This is a genomic window from Sessilibacter corallicola, assembly GCF_021290925.1.
Classification (GTDB): Bacteria; Pseudomonadota; Gammaproteobacteria; order Pseudomonadales; family Cellvibrionaceae; genus Sessilibacter; species Sessilibacter corallicola.
In genome coordinates, this window is record NZ_JAJSLX010000004.1 from 153,659 (window position 1) to 175,415 (window position 21,757).

Below are 21,757 nucleotides of genomic sequence, written 5' to 3' on the forward strand. Positions count from 1 at the left end.
ATTATGAAAAATTTCCTTCAATTACATTTATTAACTCACTACCCACCCGCCAACTTAAATCGAGATGATTTAGGTCGGCCTAAAACCGCCAAGATGGGTGGTGTTGAGCGTTTGCGTATTTCTTCACAGAGCCTAAAACGCCATTGGCGCACGTCGGAAATTTTTGAAAGCGCTATGGCGGGTCACGTGGGCACACGTACTAAAAAGCTTGGTGTTAAAGCGTATGAAGATTTATGCGCAAAAGGTGTCGATGAGAAAAAAGCGATGAAATTCGCACAAGCCATTGCTGGTGAATTTGGTAAGTTAAAAAAAGAAGATAAAGAAAAACCGCTTGAAGGCTTAGAAATTGAGCAGCTTGTACATGTTAGCCCAGCAGAACAGCAAAAAATTGATGCCTTAGTGGCTGAAATCGCAGAGTCGGGCACAGCGCCAACCAAGGAGCAGCTGGCATTATTTCGTAAAGATGAAACCGCTGTTGATATCGCGTTATTTGGCAGAATGCTTGCCTCAAAACCAGAATATAATGTTGAAGCCGCCGCACAGGTTGCTCATGCGTTGACCGTGCACGGTGTAACCATTGAGAACGATTTTTTTACCGCTGTTGACGATTTCGATCAATACAAAGCCGATGCGGGTTCTTCGCATTTGGGTGAAACCGGTTTTGCTGCGGGTCTTTTTTACACCTATATTTGCATCAATAAAACTGAACTTTTAAATAATCTAAATGGCGATGCCGAACTTGCCAATAAAGCCTTGCAAGCATTAACCGAAGCCGCTATTAAAGTTGCTCCTAAAGGCAAACAAAACAGTTTTGGCTCTCACGGTTACGCCAATTACGTAATGGCCGAAGTGGGTGATCAACAACCGCGTTCGTTATCGGCCGCATTTTTAAAACCCATTATGCAAGATGCGGATTATCTTGGTGCGTCTATTAAACAGCTTAATCGACAAAAAGAAAATTTCGATAAGGTTTACGGTGATTGTTCCGATGCTAAATACGCATTAAATGCGTTAAAAGGCGAAGGCTCAATAAAAGAATTAATGGCGTTTATCTGCGAATAAGAGGTGATTATGAATTACCTAGTTTTTCGCTTATATGGTCCCATGACCAGTTGGGGTGAAATTGCCGTGGGTGAGTCTCGTCATACCGCGGTTGCTCCGAAAAAGTCCGCCATTACCGGGCTATTGGCCTCCGCCTTGGGTATTCGTCGCGACCAAGAAGCAGAGCAACAGCAATTAAGGCAAAGCTTTTTAATGGCGAGTAAAATTATTCGCCAGGGTGATTTATACAATGATTATCACACCACCCAAGCACCCGATTCAGCCGGAAAGTTTGTCTATAAAACACGCCGCGACGAACTGGTCACTGGCAAAGAACGCTTAGGCACCGTATTATCGACGAGAGAATATTTATCCGATGCGCATTGTATAATTGCCATTACCACTAACGAAGATCAACCAGTGCAATGGTCGTTAACGGAGCTAAAAAGCGCGCTAGAAAAACCCAAATTTCACTTGTTTTTAGGCCGAAAATCTCATCCATTGGCGGCGCCATTAAGTCCAGAGCTAATCAGTGCCGACAATTTTTACCACGCCTTAAATGCCTATTGCGTTAAACCGGTACTGAATATCGCCAATGACAAACAAATGGAAGATAATACAGAAAATAAAATTCCAGATTATATTACTGATAATCGCTGGCTAAAAAATGATGATATCCTGCAATATTATTGGGAAGGTAACTTACAAGATTTTCGCGAACAAGACGAACAATTCTCACATCAACGCGTGCAAACGGTATTTCGTCGAGATGTGCCATTATCCCGAAAACGCTGGCAGTTTTCAGAGCGAACGGAATTTTATTGGGCGAGTGTGTTATCAAACAAGGAGGTTAATTGATGTTTTTATCAAAATTCAGTTTAAAAACACCATTGCATCAAAATCAGTTGCAATTCATTTTAACCCAGCAAGTTTATGGATTGCATCGTTTATTAAAACAAGCCTTTGACGACTCTTTTTATTTGTTTCGCGAAGAAGTTGTACAAAGTGTGGGCAGCAGCGGGCAGCGCCTTTATTACGTGTTGTCTACCAAAGAACCCAAGCCAAATAACATTTTGTTTAATATTCAAAGTAAACGTTTCGAACCGCATTTAATGATTGATCAACACTTGGAATTTCGATTGCGGGCCAACCCTACGGTGTCAAGAAAAACACCTGGTAAGAAAAATTCCATACGTCATGATGTTGTTATGGATACTCAGCGCCAGCATTTAATGCAACTGTTGAATATTTCAGAAGCTTCTACCATCAGCAAGGTCAAAAAATCAGAGCTTAAAAAACGAGTGTTAGCCGAAGTTAATGGTTATACCGTTAGAGATTTAGAAACCGAGTTAAAATCAGTTACCGAAACCGCATTAAAAAATTGGTTAGATAGCAAAGCTGAAAAACACGGTTTTCAGTGTTTATCCTGTCAAGCGGATGGTTACCAATGGCAATCGCTTCCCGAAAAAGGTCGCACAGCAGGTTTTAGCACCGTCGATTACCAAGGTATTTTAAGCGTTACTGATCCGCAAGCGTTTTTAGCGCAACTGTATAAGGGCTTTGGCCCAAGCAAAGCCTTTGGTTGTGGGTTAATGATGATCCGACCTGCTTGGTAAATTTTAAATATCTTCAAAATTGTATTTTAAAAAGTTCAGACATACTAAAAACAAGGAGGTTGTTATTGGCGTTTATTCCTTTAAAACCCATTCCCATTAAAGATCGCGTTTCGCTGATTTTTGTTGAATACGGTCAAATCGACGTTAAAGACGGTGCTTTTGTTGTAATCGACAAAACCGGAATTCGCACACACATTCCGGTGGGAACGGTTGCGTGTATTTTATTAGAACCAGGCACGCGCGTTTCTCATGCGGCGATTAAATTGGCTGCCACGGTGGGCACACTGTTAGTTTGGGTGGGCGAAGCGGGTGTACGTTTGTACGCAAGCGGCCAACCCGGCGGCGCAAGAAGTGATAAATTACTTTACCAAGCTAAGCTCGCCCTAGATGACGATTTACGTTTAAAAGTGGTTCGCAAAATGTACGAATTGCGTTTTGGTGAAGAGCCGCCGTAAAAACGCAGTGTTGATCAGTTGCGCGGTATTGAAGGCGCGCGAGTACGAGAGACCTATAAAATTCTTGCCAAACAATACGGCGTTAAGTGGAGCGGGCGCAATTATGATCCCACTAATTGGAATGCCGGAGATCACGTTAACCAATGTTTAAGCGCCGCCACCAGTTGTTTATACGGCATTACCGAAGCCGCCGTATTGGCCGCAGGTTACGCACCAGCAGTTGGCTTTATTCACACGGGCAAACCCTTATTGTTTGTTTATGACATTGCCGATATCGTTAAATTTGAAACCGTTGTGCCGTTGGCTTTTCGTATCGCCGCCAAAACCGTTCACGCTCCTGACAAACACGTGCGCCGTGAATGCCGAGAATTATTTCGATCCAGCAAATTATTAAATCGAATTATTCCCATGATTGAAGAAGTACTTTCCGCCGGTGAAATCGACCCACCGTTACCACCGGAAGAATCCATTCCGCCTGCCATACCGGCACCCGAAAACATCGGCGATAAAGGCCACCGTACCTAAGGAGCGCGTATGGCTTTTACCGTTGTTGTTACAGAAACCATTCCACCACGCCTGCGCGGGCGACTCGCCGTTTTTATGATAGAAGTGCGTGCCGGTGTTTACATTGCCGATTTAAGTAAACGCGTGCGCGAAAAGATCTGGCAATACATTGAGGCCGATATTGAAGGCGGCAATGTAGTGATCGCTTGGGCCACCAACACCGAATCCGGCTATGAATTTCAAACCCTCGGTGAAAACCGAAGAGAACCGGTGGATTGGGATGGATTACGCTTAGTGAGCTTTAAACCCTTGGATTCGGACGACGAAAACACCAGTAAAATTTAGACTAAAAATCAATCAAAGTAGTTGGTAGAAAAAACAGGGTGGTATTTTCCTTTTAAAAACAATCGGATACAGTAAGAGTGTTCCCCACATGCGTGGGGCTAAACCGCAATGCTGAATCCGCACTGCATTTAAACTCTGGTGTTCCCCACATGCGTGGGGCTAAACCGATCGACGGCACATTCCTACTGGTCACCGCCGCGTGTTCCCCACATGCGTGGGGCTAAACCGCTTTTTCACGTATTTTTTTATCACTAGACATTGTGTTCCCCACATGCGTGGGGCTAAACCGGTGAAATTTGAGCAGGAATGCCAGAGACATCAGTGTTCCCCACATGCGTGGGGCTAAACCGGCTTGATCGTCTTCACGAAATAATTTATTTAAGTGTTCCCCACATGCGTGGGGCTAAACCGAAACTGAATTTGTTACACGATTTAATACTGTTGTGTTCCCCACACGCGTGGGGCTAAACCGTGCCCCCCAAGAGCGAGCATCAAGAACACAATGTGTTCCCCACACGCGTGGGGCTAAACCGGCAAATTTAGGGAATATGTAAGCGCCAGATTCGTGTTCCCCACACACGTGGGGCTAAACCGAATTTTTGCATGAAATGAGATCGGATGGCTAAGTGTTCCCCACACACGTGGGGCTAAACCGACACAGGACTACTCTGAGCTGTTTGAGAAAATGTGTTCCCCACATGCGTGGGGCTAAACCGTGAGGTTGAGGGGCGGGGATTTCAAAACCCACACAATATTTTACTTATATATTGCATCAATCCCGCTTGCATATAGTGCAATAGACAGTGTGTTCGTGTTTACGAAAGTTTTGGCGTAGAGCTACCTTCAATTTGGTGTCCAGTTTCTTTGAAAATTAATCCAGTTAAATTGCTGTTTTCAAATGTATCTTTAAAAATCTGAGTGCAATAAACCGTTGTGATGTTTTTCATAGTTTTAAAGAGCATGACAGGAAAGTCGTGAATACGCGGAGTAGCGCTTAGGGTATTTGCGTATTGGTCTTCCATAGTGTCAACCGCAATATCTTGTGATTCGAGGGTTATTGCTGGATTAAAGAAAAAACCTTTAACAGGTTTACCATTGTTATCGTAGAAGACTTCTACAAATTCACCAAAATTTGGATTTTCGAAGAATTCTTTTAAAGATACTTCTTCTTTAAGTGTTGTTAGAGCTTGTTCAGTAAAGAATAACTTACCCATCATGCCAGAGGCATCCGCATGATTTAGGTTTTTTCCGGTCACAGTTTCAAGGTGTATTTTAATTGCTTTCCAATTTCCATCATATTTATCTGGACCTGGATTGCATAGATAGACGATCTGCTTGAAGACGTCTGGATCAGACCCTTGTGCTTGCATAAGCTTGCTTGGAGACGGCAACATATAATTCAGGTTATCTTCTTCGACTTCATACAACATTGGATCACACCCTTCTGATCATATTTAGTTGCGGGTTAGCTGCTAAAAATTTTGCAGTTTTTTCACCGTAATCGTCATACTCTAAGGCTTGTATGCCTTCTTCATCGAGATCTATAAGCGTTTGAGCACTTAAACCCTCATAGCTCCCAGCTTTTTCAGTAATATATCTTGGGTGGGTACCCGTTTCCATTCGAAACTGCATGAGCCGTAATTGAAATTTAACGGATTCCTTAGTTGGTGTATTTATTATGTTAATTTTTTGGTTCAACCAACCTTTGATATAAGAATTTTTTCCAAGATTTAGATGAGGTACACGGTTTTTATGGGATACATTCACCAAATTATTATCTATAACTTTTTGGCTGGAAGGTAGGGCTACGCCGTTAATTTCATCATTTATCCGAATCTTATGCATTGCAAGTAAAACTCTTGTTTGAAAAGCAAGTATTTCATTGAAAGGAACAATATGATGCGCATGGCAATATTTGGGTGTTGTTACACCTGCGTGCTTCATATAACGTTTTAAAGTTGACGCCTTACCGTTTTCGTTGAAAAGCTCGTCGTGCTGCATCTGAGCAGCTTTTGCTCTGTATTGTTTCAGACTTGCTGAGGCTATGCGATCCTCAAGCTGGGCAACAACTTTAAGATGGGAATATAGCAGGGAAACCTGTTTGGAATCTCGTGTATCTGCGTTATTTGCTGCTCTTAGAAATTGTCGACCGACATGCCCAAGTAATGTTCTTGGTTGAGGTTTTCTCATGTTTTTTCGCCCCTGTAATCTTTGTGCAGAAGATGGATTGAAATGAGTCACGTAGTAAATTTTGAAAGCGCACCAATATTAAATAGAACCGTGAAATTACAGATTAATTTCTCTCATCCAGTCGGAGTCTATTTATTCAAACCTGTCAATATATACAGAAATATAGTTGTAAGAACTTCTCGTTTGAGGGTGATTGTTTTTTAATCGGAAATACATGGATATAGTTGGTAGAAAAAACAGGGTGGTATTTTCCTTTTAAAAACAATCAGATACAGTAAGAGTGTTCCCCACATGCGTGGGGCTAAACCGCTTTAAGTCATTTTCTATTAAATCTTCAGAAAGTGTTCCCCACATGCGTGGGGCTAAACCGTTTTAACGTCAGGGGAATGGGGGAGCACGTAGGTGTTCCCCACATGCGTGGGGCTAAACCGTAGGGGGTTGCTGTTTCACGATAATGGTGCGGGTGTTCCCCACATGCGTGGGGCTAAACCGATCTTCGTTTTAATGTTGAAATCTATGACGATGTGTTCCCCACATGCGTGGGGCTAAACCGGATTTGGCTGAACTAAAAAAATTAGTCTCTGTGTGTTCCCCACACGCGTGGGGCTAAACCGCCCCAGGTAAATGGGGCTATATCAGGTCTTCCGTGTTCCCCACACGCGTGGGGTTAAACCGCCTCAACGAGAAATCATCTCCTATCGATTTGAGTGTTCCCCGCACACGCGGGGAATCCCATCAACCGTAGCATTTATTAATTTTGGTTTTTAATAATTGGTCGATCAGTTCTGTGGTATACGCGGGAGAATTTAATGATCGGCACCGTTGGATAACTGCGCCGCTAATGGCGTCTAGTTCCAATGGTTTGCGGTTTTCAAAATCCACTAACATGGAGGTTTTTATGGCGTCGAAGCCACAGATTAATTCGAACATAGCGTCGATGTCTGATGAGCTTATTTCTACACCGTCGGCGTGTGCGGCGCGTGCGGTTTCTTGCATAAGTTGATAAACGGTTGCGCTAAAGACGTTATCGGATGTTAACGTTTGGGTGTCTAGCTCGGTCAGTGCAGAAATAGGATTAACACCGGCGTTGATTAATAATTTTTTCCAAATTTCTTTTTGTATATTGTCATTTAGGTGGTTATCGATTAACGCTTGGGTGAACAGTATTTTTAATTGCTGACAAAATTCGTGGCCTGTGTGGCTTTTATGATTTTGTCTAGAATGATTCGGCCAAGCACCAAAAATAATTTGTGCAATTCCTGTTGCTTCTATATGGCCAGGTTGCGTGATGTGTGCACCAATTCTTACGGCAAGGCCGCCTAATACTCGATGGCTCTCTATAATGTCACACAATTGGTTTTCGTTATCGACGCCATTTTGAAACGACAAAACATAACACTGGCTTGCCTGTAACCAGCGTTTTGCTCTTAATAGCGCATCACCTGTGTCGGTGCTTTTTAAACACAAAATCACAAGGTCGGTATTTTCAGGAGAACTTTGTGTTAACCAGGTTGCTTCGTCAACAGCGTTAACTGGCCCATTAAATGTGAATTCGGGATGCTTTACGGTTAAGCCATGCGCTTGCAAAGCCAGCAAATGTTTACCGCGAGCAACAAACGTTACATTGGCGCCAGCGTTAATTAATCGGCTGCCGTAATAACAGCCAATTCCGCCTGCGCCCCAAATGACAATATTCACGGTGGTAATACTCGCTTTACTAAAAAATTAACGGTCTGTTACGGCGTATTGTGCAATTAATTTATCGTGCTCGGTGGAGGCGCCAGAAATACCAATTGCACCAATCACGCTGCCATTACGAATAATCGGGATGCCGCCTGAAAACCCCACTAAGTGTTGATTCGTGAGTTCCATTCCCGTTAGCTGTTCGTCTCGAATTAATTGTCCGAACTCGTCACTGGGTAACGGAAATAAAACTGAGGTTCTGGCTTTGGCAATGGCCACATCAATAGAGCCGATAAATGCTTGCTCCATACGGTAAAACATCGCCAAGTGTGCGCCGCTGTCGGTGATGGCAATGCACACATTAACATTCAGTTCACGCGCTTTTTGCTGTGCTTTTTCAACAATGGTTTGTGCTAAATCTGTAGTAATTGTAGTCATGAGCGTTCATCTATTTTACGAATTCGGTAGGCGAGGGTAGGTCGAGAAATTCCCAAAATTCTCGCCGCTTCTGAGACATTACCGCTGGCTTTATCCAAAGCGTAATCCAGTAATTGTTGTTCGATTTGTTCTAACGAATCACTGGTATTAATTGCGGTTTCAATCCAGTGATTATTATTAGTTTGACTGTTTTCGTTTGGATTGTTTTCATTCGGATCGGCGTTAGCTTGATTACTTTGGCACTGATTGGTTTGCGTCTCGGTAAAGCTGAGTTCCGTAAACGCATTTGAGCTGCTGTTTAAGGTAGGAAACAACGACTGCGGTGTAATTTTTTCTCCGGCATCGGTAAGAATCAATCCGCGCTCAATTAAATTTTCCAGCTCGCGCACATTGCCTGGCCAAGTGTAATTCATAATAACGTCTATGGCATCGTCCGATAAACCAGCGGTGTGTTTGTTGTAATAAGCGTGGTATTTTTTAAGAAAGTGTTCGATCAGTAGTGGTAAATCTTCTTTGCGATCGCGTAATGCCGGAATGCAAATTGGATAAACATTTAACCGGTAATAAAGATCCGCACGAAACTTGCCTTTTTTAACGGCTTGTTCCAAAGATTCATTGGTTGCCGCCACAATGCGAGTATCAATTTTGCGCGTGTGATTATCGCCAACGCGTTCAATTTCACCTTCTTGTAAGGCTCGCAGTAAGGCGGCTTGTGCTCGTGAAGACAGCTCAACCACTTCGTCTAAAAAAATAGTGCCTTGGTGTGCGCGTTCAAATTTTCCTTCTCTCGATTGTGTGGCACCAGTGAACGCGCCTTTTTCAACACCGAATAGTTCCGATTCAATTAATTCTGGTGGAATAGCTGCGCAGTTAACGGCAACAAAATTTTGGTGTTTTCGAGGGCTGGAATCGTGGATTGCACGGGCTACCAATTCTTTACCCACGCCGGTTTCACCTAATAATAAAACCGTGACGTTGGCTTGAGCTGCACGGTTGGCAAGCTTACACACTTGTTGATAGCCCGCCGATTGGCCACGAAAATTCCCCAAGGTAGATTTATTTTCTACCTTGTGGCGCAACACTGAAATTTGAGATTGCAGTTCGTACAATTCTTCAATAATGGGCGATTTTTGAAAATAACCGCGCATAACATCGGCGTCTTGCCATTGATCAGCGGGTTTACCAATAATTAAGCACGAGCTGTCACCACAACCGCGACAGGTGATTTCTTTGAATAAAATCTCTTGGCCGAGCAAGGCCGAGGTAAAAGCACTGGCTTGACCCAATAAACTCCAGCAAACGGGTTCTTTGAGTTGCCCCAGTTCGTTGATAAACATTTCTGCTTCGTAGGAGTCTTGCATGACGTATTCAGCGTAAAAAGAGCGATGATCGCATTCCAGCTCCAAACGCTGTTCTTTGATTCGAACCAACCCTTTGAGTGAATGCAAATCAAATCCGGTTCTTATCAGTTCTTTTAAATTATTGGTGTCGGTTAATTTGCGAATCAGCTGCGCGTCTTTTTGTCCCATGCTGTAGCCAAGACGCATAAAAAAGCCTTTGGCGCGTTCTAAACCGAGAGTATCAATTTGTTCCTTTCGAAATTCTGCCAACGCCGCCAGTTGCAATAACAGCATTCGCTGTTCGCCCAACCAAATTTGTCCGTCGTGTTCGTTAAAGCAAATTTGTTGACTCAGCTGGGTTTCTAGTGGAACAGATAGCGCATCCATAGTGAAACTCTCTAGTAGAACTCTCTGAAATTTTTAGTTGATTCTACCTCGTCTCGTATTATAAATTTACAGCTAAAAATAGAAGGTTAAATCCTAAATATGGGATTTGAAATATGGATTACCACAATCTTTATCTTTTCGTAAAAATTATCCAAAAAGGCAGCTACATTGCGGCAGCGGATGAATTGAATATTCCTACCTCAACTTTGAGCCGTCGTGTTCAACAGCTGGAGGAGCAATTGGGCTATCAGTTGTTGTACCGCAGCGCTCGCAAGCTTTCGCTCACCGAAGCCGGGGCGTTGTTTTACCGGCGTTGCCAACCGTTGTACGAAGAGCTGATTGAAGCAACCGAAGGTCTAGAAGGCGAACTTACTTCACCAAAAGGCACGTTAAAGGTAACGGCGCCGATCAGTTTGGCAAACGAGTTATTGAATCCGTGGTTTTTTGAATTTATGAAGCAGTATCCGGGAATTAATTTGGATTTATTGCTGGTTAACCGAAATATCGATGTTAAAGAAGAGGGCGTTGATGTTGCGTTTCGGATTGGCGAAATCCACATTCCCGATTGGATTGTACGGAATCTATTTACTTCTAAATTTACCCTGTGTTGCAGTCCTGGATTGATTCGTGAACTGGGTCATCCGCAATCATTGGAAGACCTTCATCAATACCCACTAATACAATCCCGTCGTTCTAAGCGCTGGCAGTTTTATGATCATAACGGTGCGGAGCATTTATTTGTTGGTGAACCTCGATTTATTTTTGATGAGTTACGTGGAGCGGTTGAAGCCGCAGAAGCTGGAATTGGTGTTTGTAACTTGCCCGATTACGTTATTGGTGATGCGTTAACGGCGGGGCGATTAATAACGTTGTTACCACAGCTTCATCCCGCCGACCGCGAAGTAAAGATGGTGTATCCACACCGTAAATATTTACCTGCTAAAGTTCGACTATTTATTGAATTTATTATGAAAAAAGTTGAACAAGAACGAGACAATTTATCGGTTTAGTTTTGTTGATTTAGTTTTGTCGGCTTAACTAGGTGCTTTACGCTATTTCCCGAGCTTTTTAGCAGAGTGGCCACCAATGCCAAAATTCTGTTTGGGCATTTCATTGAGCATAACACGTACGCTTTCTTTCGGCGCATTCAGGGCTTTTACACACGCTGCGGTCAATTCTTCAATGAGCGCTTCTTTTTGCTCGTCGCTGCGTCCTTCTAATAAATTGACTTGTAAAATAGGCATGGCATTTACTCTTATGTATTCACTGTTTTTATTGACTGTGATTTGCTATGAAATTAAAAACCACTGATTTCAAATTAATCAGTGGTTTTTAATCAGAGGCTCCTATACCGGTATATAAGTTAAACAAATTTACCGCTGACGGTGCCAAGATCTTGATAACGTACGGTAAAGCTATCACCTTTGTTTACCGCAACAGCGGCGGTAATTGCGCCAATCATAATAAATGTGCCTGCTGGAATTTCTTCTCCGCGTTCGCCCAACATATTGGCAAGCATGGCAACCGATGACGCTGGGTGACCAAGTACGGCGGCGCCAGCGCCAACTTGTTTTACTTCGCCGTTGACTTCAAGCACAACACCTATGTTTTTTAAGTCCAATTCACTGGGATCTTTCATGGTGCCGCCGCTGACAAAACGCGTGGATGACGAATTATCGGCAATCACGCTTTTTAAATCGAATTTAAAGTCTTTGTAGCGCGAATCAATCACTTCCACGGCTGGCATCACAAAATCGGTTGCCCGTAATACATCGCCAATATGAACGCCCGGACCTTTTAACGGCGCTTTGGTAACAAAGGCTAATTCTGCTTCAATTTTAGGATGAATTAATTCATCGTGCTTAATTTCCCCACCGTCGGGAACGGAAAAGTAATCGGCTAAAAACCCGTAGCAGGGTTGTTCAACCCCCATCTGGGCCATTTTTGCCCACGAGGTTAACCCCATTTTCATGCCGACAATTTTGTGTCCGCGTTGCTCTTTGCGGCGGCGAATTTGCCATTGAATATCAAAGGCATCTTCGTAGGTCATCTGCGGGAAATCATCGGTAATTTTTGTGATTTCGTAAGCGTTTAATTCGGCATTTTCGCAGTGTTCCGCCAGTTGTTCGATTTGTTCGGTTGTTAAATTTCCCATTAGATTAACCCTTTTTCTTTCGCCATGGTTAAGGCCAAATCTTCAATCATATCTTCTTGGCCGCCTACGGTTCCGCGTTTGCCGAGTTCTACTAAAATGTCTCGGGCTTGAATGTGGTATTTTGCTTCGGCGCGCTTGGCGAATAATAAAAATGAACTGTAAACACCGGCGTAGCCGAGCGTTAAGGCATCGCGATCAACCCGAATCGGTTGGTCCATCAGCGGATTAACGATGTCTTCGGCAACGTCCATAATTTTGTACAAGTCAATGCCATGATTGGCGTTCATTCGCTCCAACACAGCCACTAATACTTCCAGTGGCGTGTTGCCCGCACCTGCGCCTAAGCCTGCCACGGAACCGTCAATGCGTGCAGCGCCTGCTTCAATGGCTGCCAGTGAATTGGCGACAGCCATTCCCATATTGTGATGGCCGTGAAAACCCACTTCGGTGGCGGGATTTAATTCGGCTCTTAACATTGCGATTTTTTCGGTGACTTCGTCGGGCAACATAAATCCGGCAGAGTCTGTACAATAAATACAGTTTGCACCGTAGCTTTCCATCAGTCTGGCTTGTTCTAATATTTTATCCGGCGACGCCATGTGTGCCATCATTAAAAAGCCGACAGTATCGAGTTCCATTTTTGCCGCGAGGCCAATGTGTTGTTCTGAGACATCGGCTTCTGTGCAATGGGTTGCTACGCGAATACTGTGTACGCCGCAATCGCGTGCCATTTTTAAATGATCAACCGTACCAATGCCTGGTAACAACAAGGCTGAAATTTTGGCGTTTTTCATTTTTGGCACAACGGCATTTAAATATTCTTCATCAGTGAAGGCGGGGAAACCGTAATTAACCGAAGATCCGCCCAAACCGTCGCCGTGGGTGACTTCAATTAATGGAATGCCGGCGTCGTCTAAACCGGTGGATACGGCAATCATTTGTTCCAACGAAATTTGATGGCGTTTTGCGTGCATGCCATCGCGCAAGCTCATATCGTGGAGTTTTACTGTTTTACCTGATAAATCCATAATTAATTCTCCACTTAAGAGTTAACGTGCTGGAAGTGTAATTTCGCCGGAGTTGGCAAGTTCTGAGAACATTTCTGCGGTGCGTAAACCCGCCGCCGTCATAATGTCTAGATTGCCTGCGTAGGTGGGTAAGAAATCGCCCAAGCCTTCGACTTCCATAAATACCGAAACTTTATTGCCATCAAATATTGGTCCGTTTACTAATTTATAACCGGGTACGTATTTTTGAACCTCGGCAACCATTTTATGGATAGACTCGGTAATGGCTTCTTGATTGGGCGTGTCTTTGGTTAGGCAGTGAATCGTGTCGCGCATCATTAATGGCGGCTCGGCCGGATTAATAATAATGATGGCTTTACCTTGTTGCGCGCCGCCGATTTTTTCGATGGCATTGGCCGTGGTGCGGGTGAATTCATCAATATTTTGTCGTGTACCTGGGCCCACCGAACGCGAAGATACCGTGGCGATAATTTCGCCGTATTCCACCGCTTGTACTTGCGATACGGCGGCAACCATTGGGATGGTTGCTTGGCCGCCACAAGTCACCATATTAACGTTCATGGCCAATTGCGAGGCGTGCTGTTTTAAATTAACTGGCGGAATGCAATAGGGGCCAATTGCGGCGGGGGTTAAGTCAATCATCACCACGCCCAAGGCGTTTAATTTACGACTGTTTTCAGCGTGAACGTAAGCCGAGGTTGCATCAAACGCGATTCGAATATCGTCTTCGGCAACAAAATCCAGCAGGCCGTCAACGCCGGTGCTGGAGGTTTTTAAACCGAGTTCTTGTGCGCGTTTTAAACCGGCGGATTCGGGATCAATGCCGACCATCCACACGGGCTCAATCCACTCGGAACGCATCATTTTCATTAATAAATCGGTGCCGATATTACCAGGCCCAATAATCGCGGCTTTTAATTTTTTACTCATAGGATTATTCCTTGTTGATACGCCGAATTAAGTGAATCGAACCGACGCCGAGCCAATACCACCGATGCTGACGCTCATAAAGTCCCCGGCTTGAACACTTTCCAGTGGCACCAGCGAGCCCGATAAAATGACTTCACCCGCTTTTAATGGAATACCAAATTCACCCAGGGTATTCGCCAACCAAGCCACGCAATTAACCGGGCTACCCAATGCGGCGGCACCTGCGCCAGTTGAAATGATTTGTCCGTTTTTCTCTACCACCATGCCGCATGTTGATAAATCCACTTTTCTTGGGCTAACGGCGTTATCACCTAACACAAATAACCCGCACGATGCGTTATCGGCAATGGTGTCTTGAATTTTTATTTTCCAATCCTGAATCCGCGAATCGACGATTTCAAAGCAGGGCATAACGCACTCTGTGGCGGCGAGAACATCGGCGTTGGTAATTCCCGGCCCCAACAAATCTTTTTTTAGAATAAACGCAATTTCGCCTTCGGCTTTGGGTTGAATTAACCGTTCGCTAATGGGCATTTCTTCGCCCTGACTAAAAGCCATGTCGTCGGTTAAATATCCGAAATCCGGCTGGTGTACGTTTAACATGGTTTGTACGGCTTTGGATGTTACGCCTATTTTTTTGCCGATAATTTTTGCTCCGGCATTTACTCGGTTTTCAACCATGCGCAGAGAAATATGATAGGCATCTTCAAGAGTGATGTCGGTATAACGTTCAGTAATCGGTGCTATTGTTTCTCGATGTTGTAATGCGTTATACAACTCATCACCACAGCGTTCGATGATGTTTTTATCCATGAGTTATTCCTTAATGATGAATTTTTGGTTATCAAAAAATTTGGCTCACAGTTTTACGCAAATATTTTTGAGTTCTGTGTAAAATTCCAATCCGTGAACGCCACCTTCGCGGCCAATACCGGATTCTTTAGCGCCGCCAAATGCCGTTCGCAGATCGCGTAAAAACCAGCTGTTAACCCACACCAAACCCACGTGCATTTGTTCGGCAACACGGGTGGCTCGCGAGGAATTTTCGGTCCAAACAGCGGCGCACAATCCGTAGGGAGTGTCGTTGGCGAGATTGATAACTTCTTGTTCTGAATCGAACGGGCGAATGTGGCAACACGGGCCAAAAATTTCTTCTTTAATTACGCGTGCGTTTTCGTCGAGGCCGGTCCAAATTGTTGGTTGCACCCAAGCGCCATTTTTTAAGTTTTCGCCCATGTCGGGAACGCCGCCGCCGGTAACGACCGTAGCGCCTTCTTCAACCGCCAATTGGTAATACGACAATACTTTTTCTTTATGGCTATGGCTTACCAGCGGGCCAAAATCGACATTGGGATCTTCAGGACGGCCCATCACTAATTGTTCCGCTCCGGCTTTTAAGCGAGCGACAAATTCTTCAAAAATAGTGCGCTCAACGTAAACTCGTTCGGTGCCTAAACACACTTGTCCGCAGTTAACGAACGCGGATCGCAAAGTGCCTTCTATGGCTTTATCCATATCGCAATCGGCAAAAACAATGCCCGGATTTTTACCGCCGCATTCCATAGAAATATTGCGTAATCCTACCGATGCTGCTCGCATAATGGTTTCGCCTGTGCGAGTTTCTCCGGTAAAGGTAATTGCGTCGACATCGTTGTGTTCGGTTAAATAAGCGCCTGCGGAATTAGGGCCAAAACCGTGAACCACGTTATACACACCCGGTGGCACGCCGCATTCGTTCATGACTTCACCCAATAGCGTTGCGGTAGCCGGTGTTTCTTCCGACGGTTTCACCACAACGGTATTACCGCAAGCCAGGGCAGGGCCAACTTTCCAGGTCATGAGTAACAGCGGTAAATTCCAAGGGCTGATTACTGCGATCACTCCTTTGGGGCTTCTGTGGCCGTAATTTAATGCGCCTTTTCCGTCGGGAGTATCCATGCGGAATGATTCGGTGGGGTGATTGGCCACCGTTTCTGAAAAGGCTTTAAAGTTTGCCGCACCTCGGGGAATATCAATGTGTGAGGCAATTTTTTGCGGTTTTCCGGTATCCAAACATTCGGCTTCTAAAAATTCGTCGAATCGTTCGTTAATGCGGTCGGCAACTTTATTGAGTAATTGAATGCGCTGTGCTTGAGTGAACTTACCCCAAGGACCATGCATTGCAGATTTTGCGGACTTAACGGCTGCATCAACGTCGGCTTTTCCGGCTTCGTGGACCAGGCCAATAACGTGATCATCAACGGGACAGCGATTTTCAAACGTTTTACTGATTGAAGAAGGCACAAATTGTCCGTTGATAAAATGTTTAAATTCTTTCATTTTATTTTCTCAGGCATAAAATTGATGTGTAACAATCCACTGCTCAGTAAAAAGCATGAATAGAATTGTTTGAAATTTTTAACTGAGCTAAAAACGTAATTCGTGTTTGCTCAGTTTTTTAACAAGACGTTTTAAATGTGGATTTTCTAACCACACCGTTGCGATAAAATCGCTGCTGGAATAATTAGGTGAGCACTGTTAAAAATCGCTCGTTGAGTGCTCGGTCGTGATAGAAAATGGCTTTGCCTAACGCTTCGGCCTGCCAGGTAACAGTTGGGTGATCTGGGTAGTGGTAATCGCCGCCGCAGAAAACTTCCGACCGATTACCGCTTGGATCAAAGAAATAAATAGTTTTTCCGTGGGTCAGGCCATGACGAGTCGGGCCAATATCGAGGGCGACGTCTTTCATAGAAATTAAATCCGCTGCGCGAAGAATATCCTCCCAGGTTTCTAACCAGAACGAAGCGTGGTGAAATTTTCCGGGCTCGTCGTGATTGATAAAGGCGATATCATGGGCTTTTGAACTGCATGTTAAAAAGCTGGATATTCGCACGTTGTTTTCGTCAATGACTTGCTCGGCCACGTCAAACCCTAATACGTTGCAAAACAGTTGCGTTGTTTTTTCGATATCGGGACCATAAAGAAGGCAGTGGTCAAATCGAACCGCTTTCATGCCCGTTAAACCTTCGGGCCATGCCTCTGGATTAACGTTATCTAAACCCCATTTGCCGGTTTGTTTTTTATTGGCAAACAATTCGAAGGTATGGCCAGTTGGTGTGGTAAACTGAATTCTGCGTCCGCAATCTTTAAGATTGTTTGCCGGTAATTCTTTGGTTCGACAGCCAAACTCAATTAAATCAATATTGAGTTTATCCAGCGTGTTTTCATTAAGGCATTTAAAACCAATAAAATCGAGTCCAGGTTCGTCTGCTTCTCGAAGTATCACGGAGTATTTATCGACTTCTGTCCAGGCTTTTAAATAAACACGCCCTTGGTCGTCTCTGTCCATTTCGATAAGACCGATTAAATCACGATAGTGTTTTAGGGCTTCTTCCATTTCGAGTACTCGAATTTGAACATGGCCCGGACGCATCACACCTTTCTTCATGGTATCCCTCTGATTTTTATTATGAGTTATTGAGAACTGGGTTAATCAATTATTTAATAATTCTATGGTTAAATGACTTTTCGGGTACGTTCGGCACGCAAGCACATAACCCTCATCGATATCCGATGGTGTAACGTGGGCTTTACTCATGGCTTTGCAGGTGAATTCACCCGTTACAATTCTGATTTTGCAAACTCCACAGCCGCCACCTCGGCAACCTATTTTTACACCGTCTTTTTTACTGTTTTCAAAGTGCTTCAATAAGCTGGTTTCTTTGTCGCAGAAGAATTCCTGATTACGATTAAGCACTTTAATTCGATACTGTGTTTTCATGCCATTTAACGAGCCAAAAATTTATTTATTCTTATTTGAGCTGTTTTTATCTATGCAGTCGCAACAGTTGTGCCATAACCGAGCGTTATTTTTGTGATGATTCTAACTTATTGATATTTATGAAATTTTATAAGGTGTGTAAGGTAATGCCTACATTGTGTTGTATAAAAAATAGGGAGAGCCGTACCGTTAAATCATTATATGATTAAGTTAATGTAATAAACTTAATGAGTTGGTGAACCGTGATTTAGAGAACAGCTTTGAGATAGATTCTTATGGATGGATTTTTATAGATCGATTTGTACAGATCGACTTTTAGAGAGCGATGAAACCGTTACCTTGTACATAAGTTAACGGTTTCATCGTAGGAAAGTGTAAATAACAATCGCTCGATAATTGCGATTGAATCGTTACTGTTAAAATAGAAAATATTACTTTTTAATGCGGTACGCCATTTGTGGACGAGTAATTCCTAATAAATGCGCAGCGTGTGTGATATTTCCTTTTGATTTCTCCATAGCGCGTGAGAGGAGGGCTTGTTCAAAGTGGTTGAGATCAAAGTTACTGTCTAGTAGTTGATCAATCAGATCGTCATCGCCAGAAGACTCTTGGCCTTCACACAGCTCTCCCGTATTACTGGCAATATTCAGCGGGTGAGTGGGTTCTGCTAAAGAGGGGAAAAAAGATTTCATGTCGATAGTGCGATTATTATCGGTGAGAATAATACCGCGCTCGATCATGTTTTCGAGTTCTCTAATATTGCCTGGCCATTTGTATTTACTCAGCGATTGCAGTGCTTTATCGGAAACCCCCAGAGTTTTCTTATTGTACATGGAATGATATTTTTCTAAGAAATGCTCAATTAATAAGGGAATGTCCTCGGTTCTTTCTCGTAACGGTGGAATATTAACGGGAAAAACATTTAACCGATAAAAAAGGTCGGCGCGGAATTTACCTTTCTCTACGGCTTCAGCAAGGTTTTCATTGGTCGCGGCCACAACGCGCACGTCTATTTTTCTAACTTGATTATCACCGACGCGCTCCATTTCTCCTTCTTGTAATACTCGCAACAAGGTTGCCTGAGCTCTGGGACTGAGTTCTACCACTTCGTCGAGAAAGATTGTGCCACCGTCGGCGCGTTCAAATTTGCCCTCGCGTGATTGTGTAGCGCCGGTGAAAGCGCCTTTACGCACGCCAAATAATTCCGCCTCAATTAAATCCGGTGGTATGCAAGCGCAGTTTACGGCAATAAAGGGTTGTTCGCTGCGTGTGCTGGTTTGGTGTAAACCGCGCGCTACCACTTCTTTACCGACACCGGTTTCTCCCTGTAATAAAACCGTCACGGTGCTGGAAGAGGCTCGCTCAATTAAATGACACACTTCTCGGAACGCTTTCGATTGACCGACAGAATTAAAAATTTGCGCGTCGTTAGCGGGCCGGTGTACGTCTAAATGCTCGCGTAAAGTCGACATTTCGTAGCGCAATGCAAACAGTTCTTCGATAATGGGGTCGGGCAATAAACAGCGTTCCAATTCTTCTTGGTCTTCCCACTCTTCGGCCGGTTTACCGACAATGTGGCAGTGAGAGTCGCCGCAACCTGTGCACTGGACTTCTTTATACATGATTTTGCGACCCATGTAATAGCTGGTAAAACCGCTGGCGTAGCCGAGCAGTGTCCAACAAATAGGGTCTTTCGACATGCCAAATTCGTTGATGTGAACTTCAGATTCGTAGGAATCAAACCAACTGAATTCGCCGTAAAATTTTCCTTTTTCGATATCGAATTCTAACGCCACGGGCTCAACCCGCACCATGCCTTTGATACCGTGCATTTGCGGACCCACTAGGAACGCTTCATCTGTTGTGATTTCAGGACGAACTTTATGCGCGAATTCCGCGTCTTTTATGCCGGATTGATAACCAAAGCGCATTAGAAATCCACGCGCTCGCTCATAGCCCAGTGAGGCGATTAATTCTTGGCGCAGAGAGCCCATGACCGCTGAGTGGATCAACAGCATACGTTGTTCATCGAGCCATATTTTCCCGTCTTGATAAGCAAAGTGTATCTGTGAAATCAGATCTTTAGAGGTTGGTAATTTAAGGGCAGATTGATGGCTCATTCTATTCTCGCTTTTTATTTTTTTTATCAGCTAGAGCATTTTATGCTCAAACAACCGCGTTAAGGAAGCAAAGTTTCAATTAAGAGTACCACAGAGTTTTAATGTGTTTGCAATGTTTGTTCAAGTTGCAGATTTGACGGGTGATCAAATAATTAAGTGAAAAATTTGCCTAATTATTTGATTACCTAGCTTGGGTTGATGGCTGAATGTGTGAGTTATTTTTTCTTCGTGTTTTCCTACCGCCAGAAAATTATTTAACCCATTTTTTCTTATTAAATCGTTTAAATTCAGTGAGTTAATTGTGTTGCGGTTTTCGGATGATTTGACGTTTTTAAATTTGGTACAGCAATTGCGTTTGGGAGCATAACGAGAGATTTAAAATAGAAAAATAAGAATCTAAAAGTAAAAACCTAAGAATAAAAACCTAGGAATAAAAATTGAGTAGGCCCATGACCCAGGCATTCCCCACAACCAATTCCGACGAACTAACGCAACCCTTCGATAAATTAATTAAGTACGTGCGAGTGAGGAGTGACCCTGACGCAAAATTTGTCGAGTTCGACTTTGCCATTGGTGACCCTAATTTGTACGTCGAATTAATTATGCCGCGCGTTGTATTTGATTTTTTCTGTGAAAAAAATTCAGTCACTTTTATGACCGAAGAACAAGCCGAAGCTGTCGATGAAGCAATGAAAAAATGGCGTTACGGTGAGCAGACATTAATGTCAAAAAACTATGAGAATAAAAACCTGTAAATTTTCTAGGATTCTATAACGATGACCATCGAAATTAAAACTTCCACGTTGGCCCCGGTGCGTAATACCTACGCTCATATCGAACGTCGTTTTGGTGATAAACCGGCAACGCGTTATCAAGAAGCAACTTACGACGTTCAGTCAGAATCTTATTTTCATTATCGGCCCCTGTGGCAGCCAGATAAAGAACTCAATGACCCGAGCCGAACCGCCATCACCATGGAAGACTGGTACGATTTTAAAGATCCTCGCCAATATTATTACGGGTCCTACGTACAGCAGCGGGCAAAGATGCAAGAAAATGCTGAAAATAACTACGCTTTTTTTGAAAAACGAAATTTGTCTGCGCACTTGAGCGATGACGTTCAGAAAAAAATCATTCAGTTTTTATTGCCGTTGCGCCACGTAGAGCACACAGCAAACCTTAATAATGTTTACGCCAGCGCTTACGGTTACGGCACGGCAATTACGCAAGCGTTTTTATACAACGGCATGGATAGGTTGGCTATTGCCCAATATCTTTCGCGAATTGGTTTGATCCTTGACGGAAATACCGGTGAGTCTTTACAGCAGGCTAAATCCAATTGGATGGATAACTCGCTCTGGCAAGAAATGCGTCGATACTGCGAACAAACCACCACCGTTGAAGATTGGTTTGAAGTATTTATTGCCCAAGATGTGGTGTTGGATTCCTTGGTGTATCACCTGTTTTATGAGTTGCTTGATAAGCAGTTGTCTGACGAGGGTGCTTCTGATCTCGGCATGCTTACAGAATTTATGCGCCAGTGGAATAAAGACACAACCCGCTGGGTTGACTCGGTATTAAAAGTCGCTATTGCAAAATCGGACGACAATAAACGTTTAATTGAAAATTGGATCAGTCACTGGTTGGAAAAATCAACTGTGGCGTTACTGCCAATTTCCAACACCTTGTTGGGCGATGCTGGTTTGCAAGAAAGCCAAGTATCATTCAATAAACGATTAAATAAAGTGGGCTTATTTAAATAGAA

The 21,757-nt window shown here is 43.7% G+C and carries 21 protein-coding genes, 1 pseudogene and 2 CRISPR repeat arrays; of the genes and pseudogenes, 8 read left to right on the plus strand and 14 right to left on the minus strand.

The features are described 5' to 3' along the window. The first annotated feature begins 3 nt into the window (after nt 1-3). The 5 genes and pseudogenes from cas7e to cas2e all read left to right on the plus strand — a co-directional run bounded on the left by cas7e (nt 4) and on the right by cas2e (nt 3,961). Nucleotides 4-1,062, plus strand: coding sequence for a type I-E CRISPR-associated protein Cas7/Cse4/CasC (gene cas7e, locus LU361_RS17355; protein ID WP_233090268.1), 1,059 nt, complete (start codon nt 4-6; stop codon nt 1,060-1,062). Nucleotides 1,063-1,071: 9 nt separating this feature from the next. After that, on the plus strand, nt 1,072-1,899 hold the full coding sequence (gene cas5e / locus LU361_RS17360) for a type I-E CRISPR-associated protein Cas5/CasD (RefSeq protein ID WP_233090270.1): 828 nt from the start codon (nt 1,072-1,074) through the stop codon (nt 1,897-1,899). After that, nucleotides 1,899-2,657 (plus strand): type I-E CRISPR-associated protein Cas6/Cse3/CasE, encoded by a 759-nt coding sequence (gene cas6e, locus LU361_RS17365; protein ID WP_233090272.1) that lies wholly within the window; start codon nt 1,899-1,901, stop codon nt 2,655-2,657. Before cas5e ends, cas6e begins: the two co-directional genes overlap by 1 nt. A 65-nt stretch (nt 2,658-2,722) precedes the next feature. Beyond that, nucleotides 2,723-3,637: pseudogene (cas1e, locus tag LU361_RS17370) on the plus strand (type I-E CRISPR-associated endonuclease Cas1e). Between the two features lie 9 nt (nt 3,638-3,646). Beyond that, nucleotides 3,647-3,961, plus strand: a complete 315-nt coding sequence (gene cas2e, locus LU361_RS17375) for a type I-E CRISPR-associated endoribonuclease Cas2e (RefSeq protein ID WP_233090273.1) — start codon at nt 3,647-3,649, stop codon at nt 3,959-3,961. 77 nt (nt 3,962-4,038) lie between these two features. Further along, nucleotides 4,039-4,677: direct repeats of the CRISPR family, unit length 29 nt; unit sequence GTGTTCCCCACATGCGTGGGGCTAAACCG. A gap of 99 nt (nt 4,678-4,776) precedes the next feature. Here the strand turns inward: cas2e and LU361_RS17380 are convergent. From LU361_RS17380 to LU361_RS17400, 5 genes are all read right to left on the minus strand, one after another. Next, nucleotides 4,777-5,391, minus strand: a complete 615-nt coding sequence (locus LU361_RS17380; RefSeq protein WP_233090275.1) for a hypothetical protein — start codon at nt 5,389-5,391, stop codon at nt 4,777-4,779. A gap of 4 nt (nt 5,392-5,395) precedes the next feature. Beyond that, nucleotides 5,396-6,151 carry an AHH domain-containing protein gene (locus LU361_RS17385; protein ID WP_233090276.1) on the minus strand — a complete coding sequence of 252 codons (756 nt, stop codon included), beginning with the start codon at nt 6,149-6,151 and terminating at the stop codon, nt 5,396-5,398. Nucleotides 6,152-6,431: 280 nt separating this feature from the next. Then, a CRISPR array of direct repeats spans nt 6,432-6,826; the repeat unit is 29 nt; unit sequence GTGTTCCCCACATGCGTGGGGCTAAACCG. Between the two features lie 60 nt (nt 6,827-6,886). After that, nucleotides 6,887-7,849, minus strand: coding sequence for a ketopantoate reductase family protein (locus LU361_RS17390; RefSeq protein WP_233090278.1), 963 nt, complete (start codon nt 7,847-7,849; stop codon nt 6,887-6,889). Nucleotides 7,850-7,876: 27 nt separating this feature from the next. Next, complete coding sequence (locus LU361_RS17395) at nt 7,877-8,272, minus strand: GlcG/HbpS family heme-binding protein (protein ID WP_233090280.1); 396 nt, start codon at nt 8,270-8,272, stop codon at nt 7,877-7,879. Then, nucleotides 8,269-9,999 (minus strand): sigma-54-dependent Fis family transcriptional regulator, encoded by a 1,731-nt coding sequence (locus LU361_RS17400; RefSeq protein WP_233090282.1) that lies wholly within the window; start codon nt 9,997-9,999, stop codon nt 8,269-8,271. The genes LU361_RS17395 and LU361_RS17400 overlap by 4 nt, the downstream gene beginning before the upstream one ends. Before the next feature lie 113 nt (nt 10,000-10,112). Between LU361_RS17400 and LU361_RS17405 the strand changes: the two genes are divergently transcribed. Next, nucleotides 10,113-11,009 (plus strand): LysR family transcriptional regulator, encoded by an 897-nt coding sequence (locus LU361_RS17405; RefSeq protein ID WP_233090284.1) that lies wholly within the window; start codon nt 10,113-10,115, stop codon nt 11,007-11,009. Between the two features lie 42 nt (nt 11,010-11,051). On the opposite strand, the gene thmT is transcribed toward LU361_RS17405, so the two are convergent. From thmT to LU361_RS17450, 9 genes are all read right to left on the minus strand, one after another. Continuing rightward, nucleotides 11,052-11,243 (minus strand): 2-hydroxymuconate tautomerase, encoded by a 192-nt coding sequence (gene thmT / locus LU361_RS17410; RefSeq protein WP_233090285.1) that lies wholly within the window; start codon nt 11,241-11,243, stop codon nt 11,052-11,054. Between the two features lie 119 nt (nt 11,244-11,362). After that, the gene (gene dmpH, locus LU361_RS17415) at nt 11,363-12,154 is read right to left on the minus strand and encodes a 2-oxo-3-hexenedioate decarboxylase (RefSeq protein WP_233090287.1); all 792 of its coding nucleotides are present in this window, start codon (nt 12,152-12,154) and stop codon (nt 11,363-11,365) included. Next, a complete protein-coding gene (gene dmpG / locus LU361_RS17420) occupies nt 12,154-13,182 on the minus strand; it encodes a 4-hydroxy-2-oxovalerate aldolase (RefSeq protein ID WP_233090289.1) in 1,029 nt (342 codons plus the stop codon). Before dmpG ends, dmpH begins: the two co-directional genes overlap by 1 nt. Nucleotides 13,183-13,203: 21 nt before the next feature. Continuing rightward, complete coding sequence (locus LU361_RS17425) at nt 13,204-14,112, minus strand: acetaldehyde dehydrogenase (acetylating) (protein WP_233090291.1); 909 nt, start codon at nt 14,110-14,112, stop codon at nt 13,204-13,206. A 27-nt stretch (nt 14,113-14,139) separates the two neighbouring features. Next, complete coding sequence (dmpE, locus tag LU361_RS17430; RefSeq protein ID WP_233090293.1) at nt 14,140-14,925, minus strand: 2-oxopent-4-enoate hydratase; 786 nt, start codon at nt 14,923-14,925, stop codon at nt 14,140-14,142. A gap of 45 nt (nt 14,926-14,970) precedes the next feature. Further along, the gene (locus LU361_RS17435) at nt 14,971-16,431 is read right to left on the minus strand and encodes a 2-hydroxymuconic semialdehyde dehydrogenase (protein WP_233090295.1); all 1,461 of its coding nucleotides are present in this window, start codon (nt 16,429-16,431) and stop codon (nt 14,971-14,973) included. A gap of 184 nt (nt 16,432-16,615) precedes the next feature. Beyond that, complete coding sequence (locus LU361_RS17440; protein WP_233090296.1) at nt 16,616-17,539, minus strand: catechol 2,3-dioxygenase; 924 nt, start codon at nt 17,537-17,539, stop codon at nt 16,616-16,618. Between the two features lie 45 nt (nt 17,540-17,584). After that, nucleotides 17,585-17,872: a 2Fe-2S iron-sulfur cluster-binding protein gene (locus LU361_RS17445; protein WP_233090298.1), complete on the minus strand. Its 288-nt coding sequence runs from the start codon at nt 17,870-17,872 to the stop codon at nt 17,585-17,587. A gap of 431 nt (nt 17,873-18,303) precedes the next feature. Continuing rightward, nucleotides 18,304-19,992, minus strand: a complete 1,689-nt coding sequence (locus LU361_RS17450; RefSeq protein WP_233090300.1) for a sigma-54-dependent Fis family transcriptional regulator — start codon at nt 19,990-19,992, stop codon at nt 18,304-18,306. Between the two features lie 437 nt (nt 19,993-20,429). Between LU361_RS17450 and LU361_RS17455 the strand changes: the two genes are divergently transcribed. Further along, on the plus strand, nt 20,430-20,747 hold the full coding sequence (locus LU361_RS17455; protein ID WP_233090302.1) for a phenol hydroxylase subunit: 318 nt from the start codon (nt 20,430-20,432) through the stop codon (nt 20,745-20,747). A gap of 21 nt (nt 20,748-20,768) precedes the next feature. Beyond that, nucleotides 20,769-21,755 carry an aromatic/alkene monooxygenase hydroxylase subunit beta gene (locus tag LU361_RS17460; protein WP_233090303.1) on the plus strand — a complete coding sequence of 329 codons (987 nt, stop codon included), beginning with the start codon at nt 20,769-20,771 and terminating at the stop codon, nt 21,753-21,755. Nucleotides 21,756-21,757: the final 2 nt, after the last annotated feature.